Genomic DNA, 15,967 nt, shown 5'->3' on the forward strand with positions numbered 1-15,967 from the left:
ACGCAGGTCTCGTGGGCTCGGAGATGTGTATAAGAGACAGGATATAGGTTGAGCTCGGGTGAATAGTTTTGAAAGTAGGTGAGATGAAGTTTATGGGCATGATTTCTTACTTTAAAGAAGTATAATAACCCGATGGTGAGCAAAGAAAAAGGTAAAGAAAAGATAGGTAGATTATATATTCCAAGCACTCTAGATAAGCCATTGACGAGCAATATCATTACTGCGGTTGCAATGATGGCCCAAATATAGGAGCGGTTGGAGGGAATAAGGTAAACCCCACCTATGGAAAGACTGATCATCATGAAGTTTGCCCCCAAATGATAATTACTGATCCCATCTGGATAAATGCCTGTATACTGGTTAATGGTATGGGCCACAATCAGACCTAAACTAACAAGACTAAAGGCAATTCTGGAGTGGATCAGTAAACCTATAGCAATTAAAATGCCACATATCATACTGTTTTGAAAGATGATGGCACTTAATGACCTGAAAAATAAGCTGATCAAATAGGAGATATTACTATATTCCAAGTATTGGTTTAAAGTGTCAATATGTATCTTATTGCCACTATAGATCTCAAAAACTACATAACTGTCTTTTTGCATAAGTCCCATAGTTGCATAGCCATTGCCTGCAATAAGCACGGTCCAAAAGGTAATGGCAAAAGGAATAGAGAGGGCGGGTAGCTCGTATTTTCCTAAAAATGCCGAAAAATTGATGCTTAGCAACAGGCAGAATATGCAGGAAAGTGCCAACCAGAACCAAAACAGTACATTAAACGCGAAAAATGCCCCAAAGCCTAAACCCAATAGCAACGAATTAAAGGTGTATAAGCCAGTCTTGCTGATGGATTTATCGAAACCTAAAGCACTAACCATCGCTATGGCAAGAGAAACGCTGATCAAACCACTAATGCCTGCCGAAGGGTTGAGCATAGAGGCCACAAATAATATTATCCCAAACACTTTGTTTTGGGAAAAGAACAAAATGGCATAGCTGTTTACCAGGGTATGGAAATAATGGTCGAGTTGTTTCTTCAAATGTAGCTAAGGGTTTAAATGGGTTGGTATTTGTTCATGGCTATCTAGGTAAGCTAAAGTTTCTGGTTTTCTAATGAGATGTACCTTGGATTTCTGGTCAATGAGCACCACAGCTGGTCGCATTTGTATAAATTGCATCCATTGTGTCATATTATAGGCACCTACTTTATGTACCACAATATGATCTCCTTTATTAAGCAACGGAAGCTCGATATGTTGCCTAATCACATCTATATTCATGCACAAGGGACCAAATAGGGTGGTCGCCTCTGTATATTCACTATATGCTTTTGTGGTGCTGATGTGGTGATCGTACCAATTCGATGTAAATAAAAGATTAACGCCAAAGTTCAAAATAGTGGCACTTCTGCCATCACTGAGACGCTTATTGGCAATTACAGAGCCAATAAGATAACCTGCATCGTCAATCAGGGCCCTGCCACTTTCTAAAATCAACAAGGGGAGCTCTTCAGTTGGAAAGCCGGCATTTAGAATAGCTTCGGTAATGCTTGTGGCAAATTCATCAATGGTAGGAATACTATCTATTCCTGTATAAGTACCTTTCAGGTTGTTCTTGGATGGAAAACCACCGCCAAGGTCTAAATATTTAATAGATAGCTGCAATTCAGCCTTACAGCGCAAGGCAAGTTCGCTAAGCTTTCTGGCCGCTATTTCATGAGGTTGTGTAGAAAGTAAAAATGTGCCAATATGGCAATGTAGGCCTTGCAGCTCCAGTAGCTGATTTTCTTTGATCTTTTTTATGGCCGTCCATGCCTGTTCATTTTCTAGGTTAAAGCCAAACCTGTCCCAAATTGGATAGGTGCCAGTATCCATATTTACCCGGATGGCTATCTTGGCTTTTTGCTTAAGGAGCTGACAGAGCTGAATAAGCTGATCAAGTTCGTTAAAATGATCAATATGGATCAATGATTGGTTTTTGATGGCTAATGTAAGCTCCTCTTCTTTTTTGTCTGGTCCATTGAAAATGATTTGATGTCCAACTACACCATTATTAATTGCCTTCTGATATTCAAATCCAGATACCACTTCGGCCCAACTCCCTTCTTGGTGAAAGATTTGACAAACACTATTGAGGTAATTGGTTTTATAACTCCAAGCAAATTGAACTTTTGGGTAACGCGTATTAAATGCACGTAATGCCGATTGATAATTTCGTCGAATCTGTTTTTCCGAAATTACAAAAAGCGGGGAGCCATAATTTTCCACTAATTGCTCGATGGTTACGCCTTCAATATCGCTAACGGGTTCCTTGCTATTTTGCCTACCGAATTTGTCCATTAATCCGGTATGCATTTTTTTTATAATAGGCCTTTCGTATGGTTGTTTCATTAGTCGTAATCTTTTAAAGTTCACCAAAAGCGGCCAATTTCTGAAATTCTTCTACATCTATCACATGGTCCCAGGCATAGCGTACAAACATTTTGCCACCCTTCAAGCCATGGAGTTTGTTTATTTCTTGGCCCGTTGCCATTTGCACTAGCGCTTTTGGTTGGTTTTGTCCCGCAGCTACGCTCAAATAGATCCAAGCTGGGAAACGAGGGTTGATTTCTATGATGAATAAACGACCTTCGTGATCTTTCACCACTTCTAGTTCAAAAGCTCCACGCCATTGGCTAGCTTTGGCAAATTGGAAGGCCAGGTCTATCATGGCTTCATCTTCAATGCTAATGCCGGCCCAAGCCTTGCCCTTTTCAGTAATGAATAATTTTCGCATAGGGATGGCACTAATGATATTCCCCTTACCATCACCAAGGCCTGCAATGTTAAATTCGGTGCCATTAATGTATTTTTGAACAATAATAGGCAAGCCCCATTTGGCTGATAGCTGATGGTAGGCTTTGTACGTATCGGCCAAATGATGGCAAATAATGGCATCATAAAATTTTCCTTTTATGACCAGTGGAAAGCCCAAGTCTATGCTAGCCATATGCAGTTCAGTTTCCTTATTGATCTGTATATCTGGAGGAATGCATAAGCCTTTACCCTTACCGAAAGCATAAAGGTTAAGTTTATCCCTTTGCTGAAATTGTGCTAAACTGGGAAGATAGGTCTTAATGCCTAGCAAGGCCAGTTGACCTTCAATCTTAATAAAATTGGTTAATTCTGCATCAAAGTTGGGTATAAGTACATCTATGTGTTCTTTTTGCTGGATAAAAGCTAGCCTGTTTAATAAACTATCAGTTCCGTCGGCAGGATAGGGGATTTTATAAGTCTTGTCAATTTGTTCTTTTAGATAGATGGCTGGCTCCAGATTTTCATAGGCAAGTCCAATAATTCTAATGTTTTCCCCAAAGTCTTCTTTTAAGGCCCTAGCCACTCCCAATCCCGAACCTGGATTATCAATGGCATTGAGTCCTGTAAGGGCTACACAAATTTTTGGAGGGTTGGTCATGTTATAGGATCTGTTGAAGTATAATTCTATTTGTTGTAAATTGATGAATAATAGGCATAAGCATTTATAAGGCTAGTAAATTAGCTTCTCTTAGCTGTAGGATATAATCATCCCAGTCCCGCTCCAGTTGTTTACGTTCCACTTCATATTTTTCTAATAATTGTATTTTGATCTCATCGGCTGTATAACCATTCTTCAATAGTGCAATAATTTCAGCGGCAATAGGATTGCTGGTATATGAATCGCCAGTACTGGGGTTAAAAATGAACCCATTTTCACTTGTTGCGATATTGCTTTTTAGTTTAACCATAACTCTTTAAATTGTTATATACCTTTTTGTTGATTAATAAAGTCTTTATAAGCGTCGCCCACAGGCAATTCGGCATGGGCCAAATTTATCTTTTTATGATGAATGGATTTGATTTTATTTTTGGCCACAATAAAACTTCTGTGCACACGGGCAAATTGTTGTTTTGGCAGCTTTTCCAAGATTTTTTTCAAGGTTAATAAGGTAAGTAGAGGTTTGTCTGCTTTGGTCTGGTATATTTTAAGGTAATCGCCCATACTTTCAATATATTCGATGTCCTTAAGCATTATTTTTACCATTTTATATTCCGAATAGACGTAGATAGCCTCATCTGTAGCAGGGTCTTTGGCAGCAGACTTGTATTTTTGAAAATCAATGGCTTTTTCAATGGCTACGGTAAACCGTTTGAAGTCTATGGGCTTTAAAAGATAATCTAGCGCCTGTAGCTCATAGCTTTCAAAGGCGTAATTCCTATAGGCTGTGGTAAAGATGATCATTGGATTATTGGTCAGGCTTCTGGCAAGATCAACACCTGTAATGTCGGGCATATTTACATCCAGGAAAAGTAGATCGACCTGTTGGTGGTTCAAAAACTCTGCACCAGAAATGGCATCTTCAAAAGTCTGTACCATTTCCAAAGAAGGAAATCGTTTTACATAAGTCTTGATGAGTTCAAGCGCCAAGGGTTCATCATCAATTGCTACACATTTTAGAGTCATAATTTTTAACAGTTGATAGCCAGTTTTACAATGAAAAAATTAGCTTCACGATCAATATCTAGTTGATGTTGGTTAGCGTAAAGGTGTGTCAATCGCTGAAGGGTATTGCTTATTCCAATGCCGGTACGTTCCAGATTGGATTTATGCATATGTATTTTGTTCTTGCAGTAAAAATTAATCTGTTGAGGCGTAATATCAAGATGGATGGTAATAACGGTCTGCTCTTTCTTGGTTACCCCATATTTAAAAGCATTCTCTATAAAGGTCATCAAAATTAGCGGAGCTATAATTTTTCCGATAGGATTTCCGCTCACTTTAAAATCAACATTTGCCTCATTGCCTAAACGCATTTTTTGTAAACTTATATAGTCTGTTATACAGTCTATTTCGTCGTTTAACTTTACAAAGTCTCTAGTCACGTCGTCAGTGACATACCTCATGATATTAGAAAGTTTCATAATGCTTTCCGAAGTATGTTCACTATTGATGATGGATAATGTATAGATATTGTTTAAGGTATTGAAAAGAAAATGTGGATTGATTTGTGCCTTTAAGAAGGAGAGTTCTGCGGTAGCTTTCTCGCTTTCGGCTTTTACCACCTTTCGTTCGGTACTTTGCCAACGTTTTACGGTACTGGTGGCAATACCAATGCCCATGATCATGACAAAGATGAACAGGCTTACCATGTCAATGTTATTGGATTGGTGAAGGTCCAAAATTCCCTTGTTCTTTTTTAAGTTGGGATCCTGCATGCGTAGATTTTGGTTGGGCAGTGGTCCAAAGGGCATGCCCGTATGGGGGCCTACCTTGCTTTTATCTCCGAATATAGATTGGTTCAATCCTTTTGAGGGACTATTGGTTTCGCCCTTTAAAGCATTGATTACCGAAGTGTTATGGCCCAATAAATTATTGTAGGGTTGTGCATAGTACACAAAAGCAAATAAAACAAAAAATAATAGGCCATAAACCAAGTGTTTTTTGTGGAAGATAAATTGGGGTATCAATAGTAAGGTATTGATATAGAAGATAAGGATATAGGTGAGGCAGAATAGCCAATAATAAGGAGAAGAGAGTAAAATTAAGCTGCTAAAACCCGACTGTTCATTGTTGATGAACAGTAAAGGAAAAGTTAAAAACAATAACCAACCTGCTACGTGAACAAAAAAGGTTGGTGTTTTAAAAAATTGCATGGTACAAATTAATGATAATTTTCTCTCTATTATACTTTCCTGGATAAGGATGTGGACAGTGCACCTTGATTATCAAATACCAACCAAAGGACAGCCAAATTTGCCTAGTCTATTTCAATGTGCCGATAAACGTGAATTATGTGTCGGCAAAAGACTATACAAATTTGGCTGAATGGTTTTTATATTAGGAATTTAGAGATAAAATTGTCATATAATTGTTTTAGTGCATCTCTAGTTTTGCTTTCTTTTTATAGCTCCAATAGAATACAATAGGGTAAACAAATAGATTAAATAGTGTATTGGTAATTAAACCACCTATCACCACTATGGCCAATGGTTTTGAGGCTTCAGAACCTATACCGGTAGAAAGTGCTGCAGGCAATAAACCTATGGCCGCCATGAGCGCTGTCATGATAACAGGGCGCATACGGTTGGCTACGCCATCTTTAATGGCATCTGAAAAGTTCCAGTCTGCTCTATGCCTCAGTTCGGTAATATTGCTCTTAAATTTGGTGATGAGAATTACCCCATTTTGCACACAGATACCGAATAATGCTATAAAGCCAATGCCAGCTGAAATATTAAAGTTTATGCCCGTAATTAATAAGGCCAGAATACCACCAATCATAGCGAAAGGGACGTTATTTAAGACCAGTAGTGAATCTTTGGCATTGCCAAACAAAATGAACAAGATAAAAAATATTAACAGAAGACTAATGGGCACTGCTTTGGAAAGCTGACTGGTGGCCCTTTGTTGGTTTTCAAAATCGCCTGCCCACTCTAATTTGTATGGTTTGGGGAGTTTAATCTTTTCTTCTACCTTTTTTTGGGCTTCGGCAATTACACTTCCCATATCACGCCCCCTAATGGAGAACTTAATGGCGCCATAACGTTTGTGTTTATCCCTGTAGATCATGCTTGGGCCTGTAATCTTCTTGATCTTGGCAATTTCACCCAAAGGCACTTTTGAACCAGAAATGGTAGGGATGCGTAAATTGGCAATGGAACTTTCATCGTTTCTGAAATCTTCCGGATAACGGATAATCAGGTCAAACTTTTTTTCCCCTTCGTAGATTTGCGTGGCAGATTTACCTCCTATGGCCATTTCAATAACGGCATTGGCATCTGCCGTACTTACACCATACAAAGCCATTTTCTGTTGATTGAGATTGATCTGTAGCTCTGGTTGACCTAAATTTCTCAAAATACCCAGGTCTTCAATTCCATTTACTGTTTTTAGAATGTGGTATATTTTTTCTTCTTCTTGCTCAATGAATTCGAAATTATCGCCAAACAGTTTTACCACAATAGAACCTTTCACTCCAGAAACAGCCTCTTCCACATTGTCGGAAATAGGTTGCGAGAAATTCAGGCTGATGCCCGGAAATCCTTTCAGTTTCTCCTGCATACGCTCAATGAGCTGTTCTTTGGTCTGTTTGCGTTTCCATTCCTTTTTAGGGTAGATATCTACATGGAATTCCATATTGTAAAAGCCCGTAGCGTCTGTGCCGTCATTGGGCCTTCCCGTTTGGGAGAGCACCTGTTTTACCTCTTCGAAGCTCAAGAATATCTTTCTCATTTCGTTTGATAGCTTCTTGGTTTCATCGAGCGAGATACTTAATGGTCCTGTTGCCCTTACATAAATAGAGCCTTCATCGAGATTGGGCAAGAACTCCGTGCCCAAGAATTTAAAGCTCATTACGCCAATGATCAATATTCCAATGGATAATGAAAAAACAAACTTTTTATGCCTAAAGCAAGTATCATAGATCTTTAGGGTATGTTTGGTGATAAATTCAAGAAAAATATTGTGTTTTTCTTTTACATCTTTCTTTAGCAACACACTGGCCAATGCAGGAACTAAGGTAAAGGTAAGTAGTAATGCGCCTAGTAGGGCAAAACTTAAGGTCCAAGCTAAAGGAGAAAACATTTTCCCCTCCACTTTTTCAAAGGCGAAAATAGGCATCAAACCTGTAATGATGATTAACTTGGCAAAGAAAATACCTTTCCCGTTTTCCAGACAGGCCTTTTTGATCAGACCTAACTTGCTTATCTTGTTGAATTTTTGCATGCCAACGGCCTTGGCTTTTTGATCTAGCACTACAAATATTCCCTCTATCATAACTACAGCGCCGTCTATAATAATCCCAAAATCTATGGCGCCCATAGAAAGTAGATTTGCAGACATGCCCTTTAGCTTTAAGCAGATGAAAGCAAATAAAAGTGCCAATGGAATAACAATAGAAACAATTAATGTAGTGCGCCAATCGGCCATGAAAAGAAATACGATGACGGTAACAAAAAGTATACCTTCAAGCATATTGCCCATAACCGTATGGGTAGCAAAATTAACGAGGTCTTCACGATCGTAGAATGCTTTGATTTTTACATCATCAGGTAAAATATTATTGTTGATATCCTCAATTTTCAATTTGAGTTTTTTGATGACCTCGCTGGGGTTTTCGCCTTTCCGCATCACTACAATGCCCTGTACTACATCTGGATCTGCATCCCTGCCCACCTGGCCTAAACGAGGTAGGGCCGATTCGGTAACCTCGGCAATGGTTTTCACATAAATGGGCGTGCCATTATAATTATCAATTACCACATTTTTAATTTCGTCGATATTATTGAGTACGCCTATGCCGCGTACCACATAAGCTTGTCCGCTTTGCACAATTACATCGCCGCCTACATTGATATTACTTTTGGAAACAGCTTCGAACAATTCGGTGGCACTCACATTGTATTGTATGGCTTTTTGTGGATCTACGGTGATCTGGTAGGTTTTCACCTCACCGCCAAAACTCACCACATCAGCCACGCCAGAAACGGATAGCAGTTCCCTTTGTATGGTCCAATCCTGTAAAGTCTTTAATTCCCTAACCGATTTTTTATCGCTGAAAAGAGTATACCTGAAAATTTCTCCGGTAGGACCATATGGAGGTTGTACCTCTGCTTTTACGCCATCTGGTAGATCGGCATCTTCGATATGGTTGTTAACCTGTACACGGGCAAAGGCATAATCCACATCATCCTCAAAAGTGATCTTAACAATAGATAGACCGAATAGGGAAGAAGAGCGTATGCTGGTTCTTTTTTCGGTTGGGTTCATGGCAATTTCCAATGGTCGGCTCACAAATTTTTCTACTTCTTCTGCACTTCTACCTGGCCATTGCGTAATAATGGTTACGCTAGTATTGGTTACATCGGGAAAAGCCTCGATGGTTGTTTTCTTGAAACTAAGATAACCCGCCAAAATGAGGATAAAGGTGGTGAAAAAGATGAAATATTTGTTTTTTAAGGAAAAACCAATGATTTTTTTGATCAATTTATTCATTACTGAATGTTTAGGGGGATGGAAGGGATTAGTTCTTTAAGCTTTCGAAAAGGAAAACCTGTTTAGAGGCCACTACCTTATCGCCAGCATTTAAACCTTTGCTAATGTAAATTCGATCAGTGGTTTTACGGCCAATTTCTACTTCTTGTATGCGTATTTTCTGTTTAGGATCGAGAACCAGAACATAATTTTTATTCTCGTCGAAGATGATCCCTTTTGGACTGATCGAAGGAAGATCGACCGTTGATTTAGAGAATACCTTAACCGTGGCCATCATACCTGGTTTTAAACTGAAGCCGCTATTTTTGATGTTGACCCTGGCATTGATTACCCTGCTTTCATGATCAATGGTATTATAAATGCGTTCAATCATTCCCTTATATACCTTGTCTGGGTAGGATAGCACAGCAACTTCTACTTCGTCTCCCTCTTTTAGCATGGCTATTTCAGACTCGTAAATATTGATGACGGCCCAGACATTGGATAAGTCGGCAACGGTAAATAAGCTCTGTTCATGGTCAGGCCTTAACTGCATATAGTTGCTTATATTTTTCTCAATGATATAGCCCGATAATGGCGATATGATCCGATAATTGCCTTTGGTATTGCCGCCATTTAACTTTAAAATCGTTTTTGCTCGCTGTGCCTCCGATTGCTTAATGGTGAAATCATTTTTGGCTTCCTCCAGTTCTTTGGCTGAGCTTAGGCCGCTATGATAAAGTTCTTCTGCCTGTTTTAAGGCCCTTGTTGCATTTCTTAACTCAGCATCGGCACTAACGGCCTCCTTATCAAAGCCAGCCATTTCGCTACTGGCCACTGTAGCTAATAATTGGCCTTTACTTACTTTGTCGCCAATTTTAACGTTAACATTGCCAATGGTACCGCTAACCATTGGATAGATGACAGCCTGAAGATCTTCATTTGCCGTAATCTTGGCAGAAAAATTTAACACGGTAAGATTATTGGGAGACTGTACAGTGTCTATAGTCAGTTTACTGATGAGCGAGTCGGTAACTTCAAACTTATCATTGGTAGTGGTCTCGCTGGCTGTGGTGCAACGCTGCAGGCTAATGGCAACGACGACCAATGCCAATACATAGTTCTTTGATGATGAAAAATACATTATAATTTATTTAAATAAGGTGGATCCAGTAACAAAATTGAGTTCTTCCTTAGCATTTAAGCGTTCGAATTGGAGTTGGTTGAACTGTAGGGTATTTTCTTTATAGGAATCGTAGAAATCTAGGAATTCCAACAAGCTGATATTTCTTTTGGTAAAATTTTTGGTCACTTCATCTAGCAATTGTTGGAAATCCCTTTGGAAGTTTGGGTCTAACTGCTGAAAAAGATCTTCTACACGCACAGCATTTTTATAGGCTTTGAAAACTTCATTGGATAGGGTGTTCTCTATCTGCTGGTAGTTGACATTTTGTGCTTCAATGGCTATTTTGGCCTTTTTGATCTCTCCTTGGTTTCTGTTAAATAATGGAATGGGCATGCTAATGCCAATACCTGTATATTTTTCTGGATAACTCCCTTTTAGGTCGTAGCTTAACGATAATTGTACATCGGGAATGGCGTTGGCCTTCTGTAATTTGAGGTTTTGTTCGGCATAGGTGATACCAGATTTGGCAGCTTTAAGGTCAATCCGGTTTGTTTTTGCAGAATCTAAAATGTGGATATAGGTAAGGTCGTTAATGGCTGTTGGCGCAATGTTTGGGGCTTGGGCCATTAGGTTGACAGATGGTTTTAGTCCTGTAAGTAATTTAATGGTATTCTCCAATTCATCTATTTCCCCTTTTATGGCATTTTGTTCTGCTTTTAAGTTGTATGCCAAAGATTTAATGCGAAGCAGGTCCTTATTAGCTATATTGCCTAATTTAAGTTGTTGAGCCGAAGCATTCAATAATTGTGTTAAGGCATCTAGTTGTTTTTGGTAGGTCTTGGCCGATTGCTGTAGGTAAAATAGTTTGTAGAAACTACTACGTAACTGATATCGTAATGTTCTGATCAGGTCAAAATATTGGTATTCCTCCAATTTTACGGCAGTATTGGCCAGTTGGATATTTTTGTTGCGCTTACCTGCCAATTTGATGAGTTGCGAGATCTGTGTATTGAATTGTCCTGTAGCGTACGAGGTTTCCAGGAAACGCTTGGTTTCGTGGTTATAGAAAAGGTTTTCATGGGTAATTTCCGGATTGTCAAACAGCTTGGCCGTAATCACATCCGCTTTGGCCTGTTCAATCTGGTATTTGGCCAGAATAAGCTCATAGTTATTGGATAAAAATAATTTCTCTGCTTCGTTTAGACTTAACTTCAGGGTGTCTTGAGCTAGGCAAATATGGCCGATAGCTGTGCAGCATAGTAAAAGAAATAGCTTTATCTTCATAGACGGCAAAGCTATTTTTACCGAATTAAAGCTGAATTAAATCGAAATTAAAATGGAATTAAAATTTATTGAACTTTACGATAAAAGTAGTGCCCAAGCCATTTGAAGAGATGAAATCTAAATGTCCTTTGGCTAATGTAATAATTTTCTGTGCCATATAGAGCCCCATTCCATTACCCTTATGCGCATTTTGTTTACTTGAGGTATAAAAGGGCTTGAATAGGTGCTGCCTATCACTTTCATCAATACCGATCCCTACATCTTTGATCTCTATTTGAATATACTGTTCGTTGGCTTTTAATAAACAGTGTACATCTTGTTGGCCAGAGAATTTGAAGGCATTAATAATGATGTTATTTAGGGCAATTTCCAATAGGTTTTTGTTAATAGAAAGAATGAGGTCGTTGGGATTTTCTGATAAATCGGCTATTTCAATAAAAAGTTTTCCAGTCGAATTTTTATGGTTCCATTGCGATTGCAGTTCCCATAAAAGCTCATCAATACGAAGGTGTTCTGTAGTAGAAGAACCAAATTCTAGATCGGCTTGTGCCAGGTTAAACAGACTATTGATGATCGCATCCATTTTTTCGGCATCTTCGATAACCGATTGCAGGGCCTTTTGATAGTCTGCTGTACTTCTGTTTTGGCTGAGGGCAAGCTCTGCACTCATCAATAAACTGGTAATAGGCGTACGCAGTTCGTGAGAAGCATTGGCCACAAAGGTTTTCTGTAAGACAAATGCCTGTTCCAAATGTGCCATCAACTGATTGAAGTTCTGCGCCAATAGGTTGATTTCATCTTTGTTCTTGCCTTCCCGTACCCTAAAATGGAGGTTGCTGGATTTGATGCCCTTTACGTCATTAATAAAAATATCCAATGGTCTTAAAATGCGGTTGGCAATCCATCTGGATGATAACAACAATCCTAAAGTAATGATGAAAAATGTAGCCAACATAATAGTCTTCAATTTTCCAATTCTAGAGTAGGTGCTTTGGTCTATGGCCGAAGCTAAGATGACAAAATCACCTTGATTGTCTTTATAAAAAATACCGACGGTTTGTCTCAACCCTTCTTTAAAACGAATTTTCTTAGCCTTTCTAACCTGGTTGATCGTTTCACGGGTCCAAAACTGCTGATTATCCTTGATAAATCTGGCTTTGTTTTTTGAATCGTAAACCCTAACGATTTCGCCATGTAGAGTTTCTAGGTATTCATTTCTAACTTTTTGTAAAGAATCTGACGAGATTTCGTCGGCCTCTAGGTAAAGTTTGGCTATGATAAATGCCCTGTCATTTAGCCGGTCATAAAAATCGCTTTCCAAAAATTTAATGAAGATAAAATAGATGGCAAACAGCACTGCCGATAAGGTTATAGTGCTTACCAATGTAAAATACAAGGCCAGGCGATCTTTAATCTTCATGTTATTTTAATATATAGCCCATACCAATTTTGGTATGGATCAGCTTACTATCAAAACCTTTGTCGATTTTATTCCTCAGGAAGTTTACATAAACATCAACTACGTTTGTGCCGGTGTCGAAACTGATGTCCCATACCTGTTCGGCAATATATTGTCTGGAAAGCAGCCGGTTGGGATTAAGAAGGAAAAGTTCCAATAAATGGAATTCTTTTGCCGTTAATTCAATACTGCGTTGTGCACGTTTAACTTCTTTACTATGGGTATTTAGGGTGAGGTCTTTAAACTGTAATAGGGCATGGGCGGGTTTGCTAACATCATGGCCAAAGTGCTGTCGACGTAATAAAGCTTCAATTCTGGCCAATAATTCCCTAAAATGGAAGGGTTTGACCAGGTAATCATCGGCGCCTGCATCCAGGCCGTTAACTTTGTCGTCAACCGTACCAAGAGCGGTGAGCATCAAGAGGGGGGTATAGATCTCTCGTTTACGTAGTTCCTTACAGATTTCTATGCCGGTCACATCTGGAATCATCACGTCCAAAATTAAAAGCTGGAATTGATCTCTGATAAATGTTTCCAAAGCAAACGTCCCACTGTGAAACACCGTAACTTCATAACCATTTTCTTCCAGCCCCTCTTTAATCAACTTCGCAATCTTTTGATCATCTTCTGCCAATCCAATTTTGTACATAGCTTTTCTATCAATGTAAGAATAACAAAGGTATTTAATTTTTTAGAATAGCTTTTCAGCTATCAAAACACCTGTTCTGGTTTCACTATATAAAGGCAAATTGGTTCTAGCTTTATCCTTCTTCTGTCATCTCTTTGCTTATTATTGGTATATCGAGAAAAGTCGATATATATTTGTAGCATGGATCAAGTTGAACTGTTCAAGGCATTGGCAAATAAGACTAGGCTGCAGATTTTAACCTGGTTAAAGGACCCGGAATTTTATTTTCCTGATTACCAATCGGCATGTGGCATAGATGATATAGGAGTTTGTGTGGGCCATATCCAAAAGAAATCGGGTTTGACCCAATCTACCATTTCAGCGTATTTGTCGCTCTTGCATCGCGTAGGCTTGGTGTCCGCAACAAGGGTGGGGCAGTGGACTTACTATAAAAGAAATGAAACTGCTATAGCAAAACTGGGCCAATTGATTTCATCTACTTTATAAAAATACACATGAGTAATAAAAAATTATCGGCATTGCCATATTCGGTTTTGGATTTGGCGGGCGTTATAGAAGGAAAAAGCATCGCCAACACATTTGAAAATAGCGTATCGTTGGCGCAGCATGTTGAAAAATTAGGTTATCAGCGTTATTGGCTGGCAGAACACCACAACATGATAAGTGTGGCCAGTTCGGCCACATCGATACTGATTGGCCATATTGCAGGACACACCAAAACAATTAGGGTTGGATCGGGTGGTATTATGCTGCCTAATCATACACCTTTGGTCATAGCCGAGCAATTTGGTACCTTGGCTACGCTATATCCAAATCGGATAGATCTAGGTCTTGGAAGAGCACCTGGTACCGATCAGCTGACTGCATTTGAAATAAGGGGGGAACGCTTTCATTCACCCCAGCAGTTTCCTCAGGATGTTCTGAAGTTACAACGATATTTGGGCGATGATAATTACGATAGTAAGGTGAGGGCTATTCCAGGTGAAGGAACCAATGTGCCCATATGGATCTTGGGATCAAGTACCGAAAGTGCACACTTGGCAGCTTCTTATGGTCTACCTTATGCTTTTGCCAGTCATTTTGCCCCAACATACTTTTTTGAAGCCATTAAGATTTACCGTCAGAATTTTCGGCCATCGGCTGGGTTAAGTAAACCCTATGTGCTTTCTTGTGTGAATGTGGTAGCAGCAGCTACTGATGAAGAGGCAGAAAAATTGGCTACTTCGTTAAAAATGTTGTTTTTGGGAATCGTAACCAATAAACGTAGACTTTTACAGCCGCCTGTAGACCATATGGAAGGGGTTTGGAACGATATGGAAGAAGCGGCTGTAGAACAAATGCTCGACTTTACTTTTATTGGTGGTCCAGAAAAGCTGAAAAATCAATTTCAATCCTTTTTGGACCATAGCCAGATCGATGAGCTAATGGTTACCTCACATATCTATGATCATCAGGCAAGGTTAAGGTCTTATGAACTGGTCGCAGAAGTATTAAAAAGTAAGTAATCCTTATGAACTAATAATTTGGATAGGATTGCTTAATATCTTGTGTATTGGACATTTATCGGCAATGAGCATTAGGCGCTTTCTTTGTTCGTCGTCTATATTTCCATTGAATTCAATTTTTCTGGTAATCACTGTACCTTCTTTCATTTCATCCTCAGGACAAATGGCCAAATCGATCCTGATGCCTTCCAAAGGGATCTGTTTTCTGTTGGCATACATGCTAATGGTGATGGCTGTACAACTGCCTAAACTGGCCAGTAAGAGTGCGCCTGGAGGCATGCCTTCGTTGGTTCCACCAAGTTCCTCCGGCTCATCGGCATAGATAAAATGGCCGTCGGCAAATATTTTTGTTTTATATTTAGATTGATCGAGTTCTACTATTGCAGTAATTTGTTTTTTGCTCATACAGCTAATATTTCTTTAAATTTAACAAAAAATGATCCAAATGGAACAACAAAATAAGGTTAACGAAAGGTTGGCGTTATTCAGGTCACTTATAGGTCAGGAAGTAACGCAGTCACCGTCCCACTTTATGAATTGGTTGAAGCCTGTTGTATTAGGTGCAGCTAAAGGGGAATTACATTGTAGCTATATCGTTCGAAAGGAAATGACCAATCCTTATGGCATTTTACATGGTGGAATAACGGCTGGAATTATCGACGACCTGATTGGGGCAACGGTATATACCCTAAATTTAGCGCAGGCTTATACTACCGTTAACAATAATATAGATTACTTTGCACCCGCAAAGGAAGGTGATCAGATTACCGCAAAAACACGCATTATAAAGCAGGGAAGAGCAATTATTAACCTAGAATGCGAGGTGTTTTTACCTTCTAAAAATAGATTAATTGCAAAAGGATATTCTAATATGTTGAACATAGGATAGCTTTTATTTGGTTTTATGAGTGTTTTGATTTTGTTTTGAATTTTTCTAAATAATGTGTTGGTGT

General features: G+C 39.0%; 15 protein-coding genes. 3 read left to right on the forward strand and 12 right to left on the reverse strand.

The window, feature by feature from the left end:
- From JHD79_RS18670 to JHD79_RS18720, 11 genes are all read right to left on the reverse strand, one after another.
- Window positions 1-1,043: urea transporter (locus JHD79_RS18670; RefSeq protein WP_199120875.1), on the reverse strand; the 1,043-nt coding region annotated here is incomplete at its 3' end.
- 6 nt (window positions 1,044-1,049) lie between these two features.
- Entirely contained in the window at window positions 1,050-2,393 is a 1,344-nt protein-coding gene (locus JHD79_RS18675; RefSeq protein WP_199120876.1) for an alanine racemase, read from the reverse strand.
- A gap of 13 nt (window positions 2,394-2,406) precedes the next feature.
- Complete coding sequence (locus JHD79_RS18680) at window positions 2,407-3,456, reverse strand: ATP-grasp domain-containing protein (RefSeq protein WP_199120877.1); 1,050 nt, start codon at window positions 3,454-3,456, stop codon at window positions 2,407-2,409.
- A gap of 64 nt (window positions 3,457-3,520) precedes the next feature.
- Window positions 3,521-3,766, reverse strand: coding sequence for a PqqD family protein (locus tag JHD79_RS18685; protein WP_199120878.1), 246 nt, complete (start codon window positions 3,764-3,766; stop codon window positions 3,521-3,523).
- 14 nt (window positions 3,767-3,780) lie between these two features.
- Entirely contained in the window at window positions 3,781-4,482 is a 702-nt protein-coding gene (locus tag JHD79_RS18690) for a LytTR family DNA-binding domain-containing protein (RefSeq protein WP_199120879.1), read from the reverse strand.
- A gap of 5 nt (window positions 4,483-4,487) precedes the next feature.
- On the reverse strand, window positions 4,488-5,672 hold the full coding sequence (locus tag JHD79_RS18695; protein ID WP_199120880.1) for a sensor histidine kinase: 1,185 nt from the start codon (window positions 5,670-5,672) through the stop codon (window positions 4,488-4,490).
- Between the two features lie 220 nt (window positions 5,673-5,892).
- Complete coding sequence (locus JHD79_RS18700) at window positions 5,893-9,012, reverse strand: efflux RND transporter permease subunit (RefSeq protein ID WP_199120881.1); 3,120 nt, start codon at window positions 9,010-9,012, stop codon at window positions 5,893-5,895.
- Window positions 9,013-9,040: 28 nt separating this feature from the next.
- Window positions 9,041-10,135 (reverse strand): efflux RND transporter periplasmic adaptor subunit, encoded by a 1,095-nt coding sequence (locus JHD79_RS18705; RefSeq protein ID WP_199120882.1) that lies wholly within the window; start codon window positions 10,133-10,135, stop codon window positions 9,041-9,043.
- Between the two features lie 6 nt (window positions 10,136-10,141).
- Entirely contained in the window at window positions 10,142-11,401 is a 1,260-nt protein-coding gene (locus tag JHD79_RS18710; protein WP_199120883.1) for a TolC family protein, read from the reverse strand.
- Window positions 11,402-11,459: 58 nt separating this feature from the next.
- Window positions 11,460-12,821 carry a HAMP domain-containing sensor histidine kinase gene (locus JHD79_RS18715; protein WP_199120884.1) on the reverse strand — a complete coding sequence of 454 codons (1,362 nt, stop codon included), beginning with the start codon at window positions 12,819-12,821 and terminating at the stop codon, window positions 11,460-11,462.
- A gap of 1 nt (window position 12,822) precedes the next feature.
- Window positions 12,823-13,509: a response regulator transcription factor gene (locus JHD79_RS18720; RefSeq protein WP_199120885.1), complete on the reverse strand. Its 687-nt coding sequence runs from the start codon at window positions 13,507-13,509 to the stop codon at window positions 12,823-12,825.
- Between the two features lie 180 nt (window positions 13,510-13,689).
- Here JHD79_RS18720 and JHD79_RS18725 point away from each other — a divergent pair, with 180 nt between their 5' ends.
- Both JHD79_RS18725 and JHD79_RS18730 read left to right on the forward strand, forming a co-directional pair.
- The gene (locus JHD79_RS18725) at window positions 13,690-13,995 is read left to right on the forward strand and encodes a helix-turn-helix transcriptional regulator (protein WP_199120886.1); all 306 of its coding nucleotides are present in this window, start codon (window positions 13,690-13,692) and stop codon (window positions 13,993-13,995) included.
- A gap of 8 nt (window positions 13,996-14,003) precedes the next feature.
- Window positions 14,004-15,014, forward strand: coding sequence for an LLM class flavin-dependent oxidoreductase (locus JHD79_RS18730; protein ID WP_199120887.1), 1,011 nt, complete (start codon window positions 14,004-14,006; stop codon window positions 15,012-15,014).
- A 3-nt stretch (window positions 15,015-15,017) separates the two neighbouring features.
- On the opposite strand, the gene JHD79_RS18735 is transcribed toward JHD79_RS18730, so the two are convergent.
- Entirely contained in the window at window positions 15,018-15,419 is a 402-nt protein-coding gene (locus JHD79_RS18735) for an OsmC family protein (protein WP_199120888.1), read from the reverse strand.
- 40 nt (window positions 15,420-15,459) lie between these two features.
- On the opposite strand from JHD79_RS18735, the gene JHD79_RS18740 reads away from it, so the two are divergent.
- Complete coding sequence (locus tag JHD79_RS18740; protein WP_199120889.1) at window positions 15,460-15,903, forward strand: PaaI family thioesterase; 444 nt, start codon at window positions 15,460-15,462, stop codon at window positions 15,901-15,903.
- The last annotated feature ends 64 nt before the right edge of the window (window positions 15,904-15,967 follow it).

This window comes from Pedobacter sp. ASV28 (assembly GCF_016428855.1).
In the GTDB taxonomy this organism is placed as follows: Bacteria; Bacteroidota; Bacteroidia; order Sphingobacteriales; family Sphingobacteriaceae; genus Pedobacter.

Excerpts from the sequence above, each read along its gene's own strand:
- JHD79_RS18720 (WP_199120885.1), bottom strand. The coding sequence starts at position 13,509 with ATGTACAAAATTGGATTGGCAGAAGATGATCAAAAGATTGCGAAGTTG.
- JHD79_RS18695 (WP_199120880.1), bottom strand. The coding sequence starts at position 5,672 with ATGCAATTTTTTAAAACACCAACCTTTTTTGTTCACGTAGCAGGTTGG.
- JHD79_RS18735 (WP_199120888.1), bottom strand. The coding sequence starts at position 15,419 with ATGAGCAAAAAACAAATTACTGCAATAGTAGAACTCGATCAATCTAAA.
- JHD79_RS18710 (WP_199120883.1), bottom strand. The coding sequence starts at position 11,401 with ATGAAGATAAAGCTATTTCTTTTACTATGCTGCACAGCTATCGGCCAT.
- JHD79_RS18740 (WP_199120889.1), top strand. The coding sequence starts at position 15,460 with ATGGAACAACAAAATAAGGTTAACGAAAGGTTGGCGTTATTCAGGTCA.
- JHD79_RS18685 (WP_199120878.1), bottom strand. The coding sequence starts at position 3,766 with ATGGTTAAACTAAAAAGCAATATCGCAACAAGTGAAAATGGGTTCATT.
- JHD79_RS18680 (WP_199120877.1), bottom strand. The coding sequence starts at position 3,456 with ATGACCAACCCTCCAAAAATTTGTGTAGCCCTTACAGGACTCAATGCC.
- JHD79_RS18690 (WP_199120879.1), bottom strand. The coding sequence starts at position 4,482 with ATGACTCTAAAATGTGTAGCAATTGATGATGAACCCTTGGCGCTTGAA.
- JHD79_RS18730 (WP_199120887.1), top strand. The coding sequence starts at position 14,004 with ATGAGTAATAAAAAATTATCGGCATTGCCATATTCGGTTTTGGATTTG.
- JHD79_RS18715 (WP_199120884.1), bottom strand. The coding sequence starts at position 12,821 with ATGAAGATTAAAGATCGCCTGGCCTTGTATTTTACATTGGTAAGCACT.
- JHD79_RS18725 (WP_199120886.1), top strand. The coding sequence starts at position 13,690 with ATGGATCAAGTTGAACTGTTCAAGGCATTGGCAAATAAGACTAGGCTG.
- JHD79_RS18705 (WP_199120882.1), bottom strand. The coding sequence starts at position 10,135 with ATGTATTTTTCATCATCAAAGAACTATGTATTGGCATTGGTCGTCGTT.
- JHD79_RS18700 (WP_199120881.1), bottom strand. The coding sequence starts at position 9,012 with ATGAATAAATTGATCAAAAAAATCATTGGTTTTTCCTTAAAAAACAAA.
- JHD79_RS18675 (WP_199120876.1), bottom strand. The coding sequence starts at position 2,393 with ATGAAACAACCATACGAAAGGCCTATTATAAAAAAAATGCATACCGGA.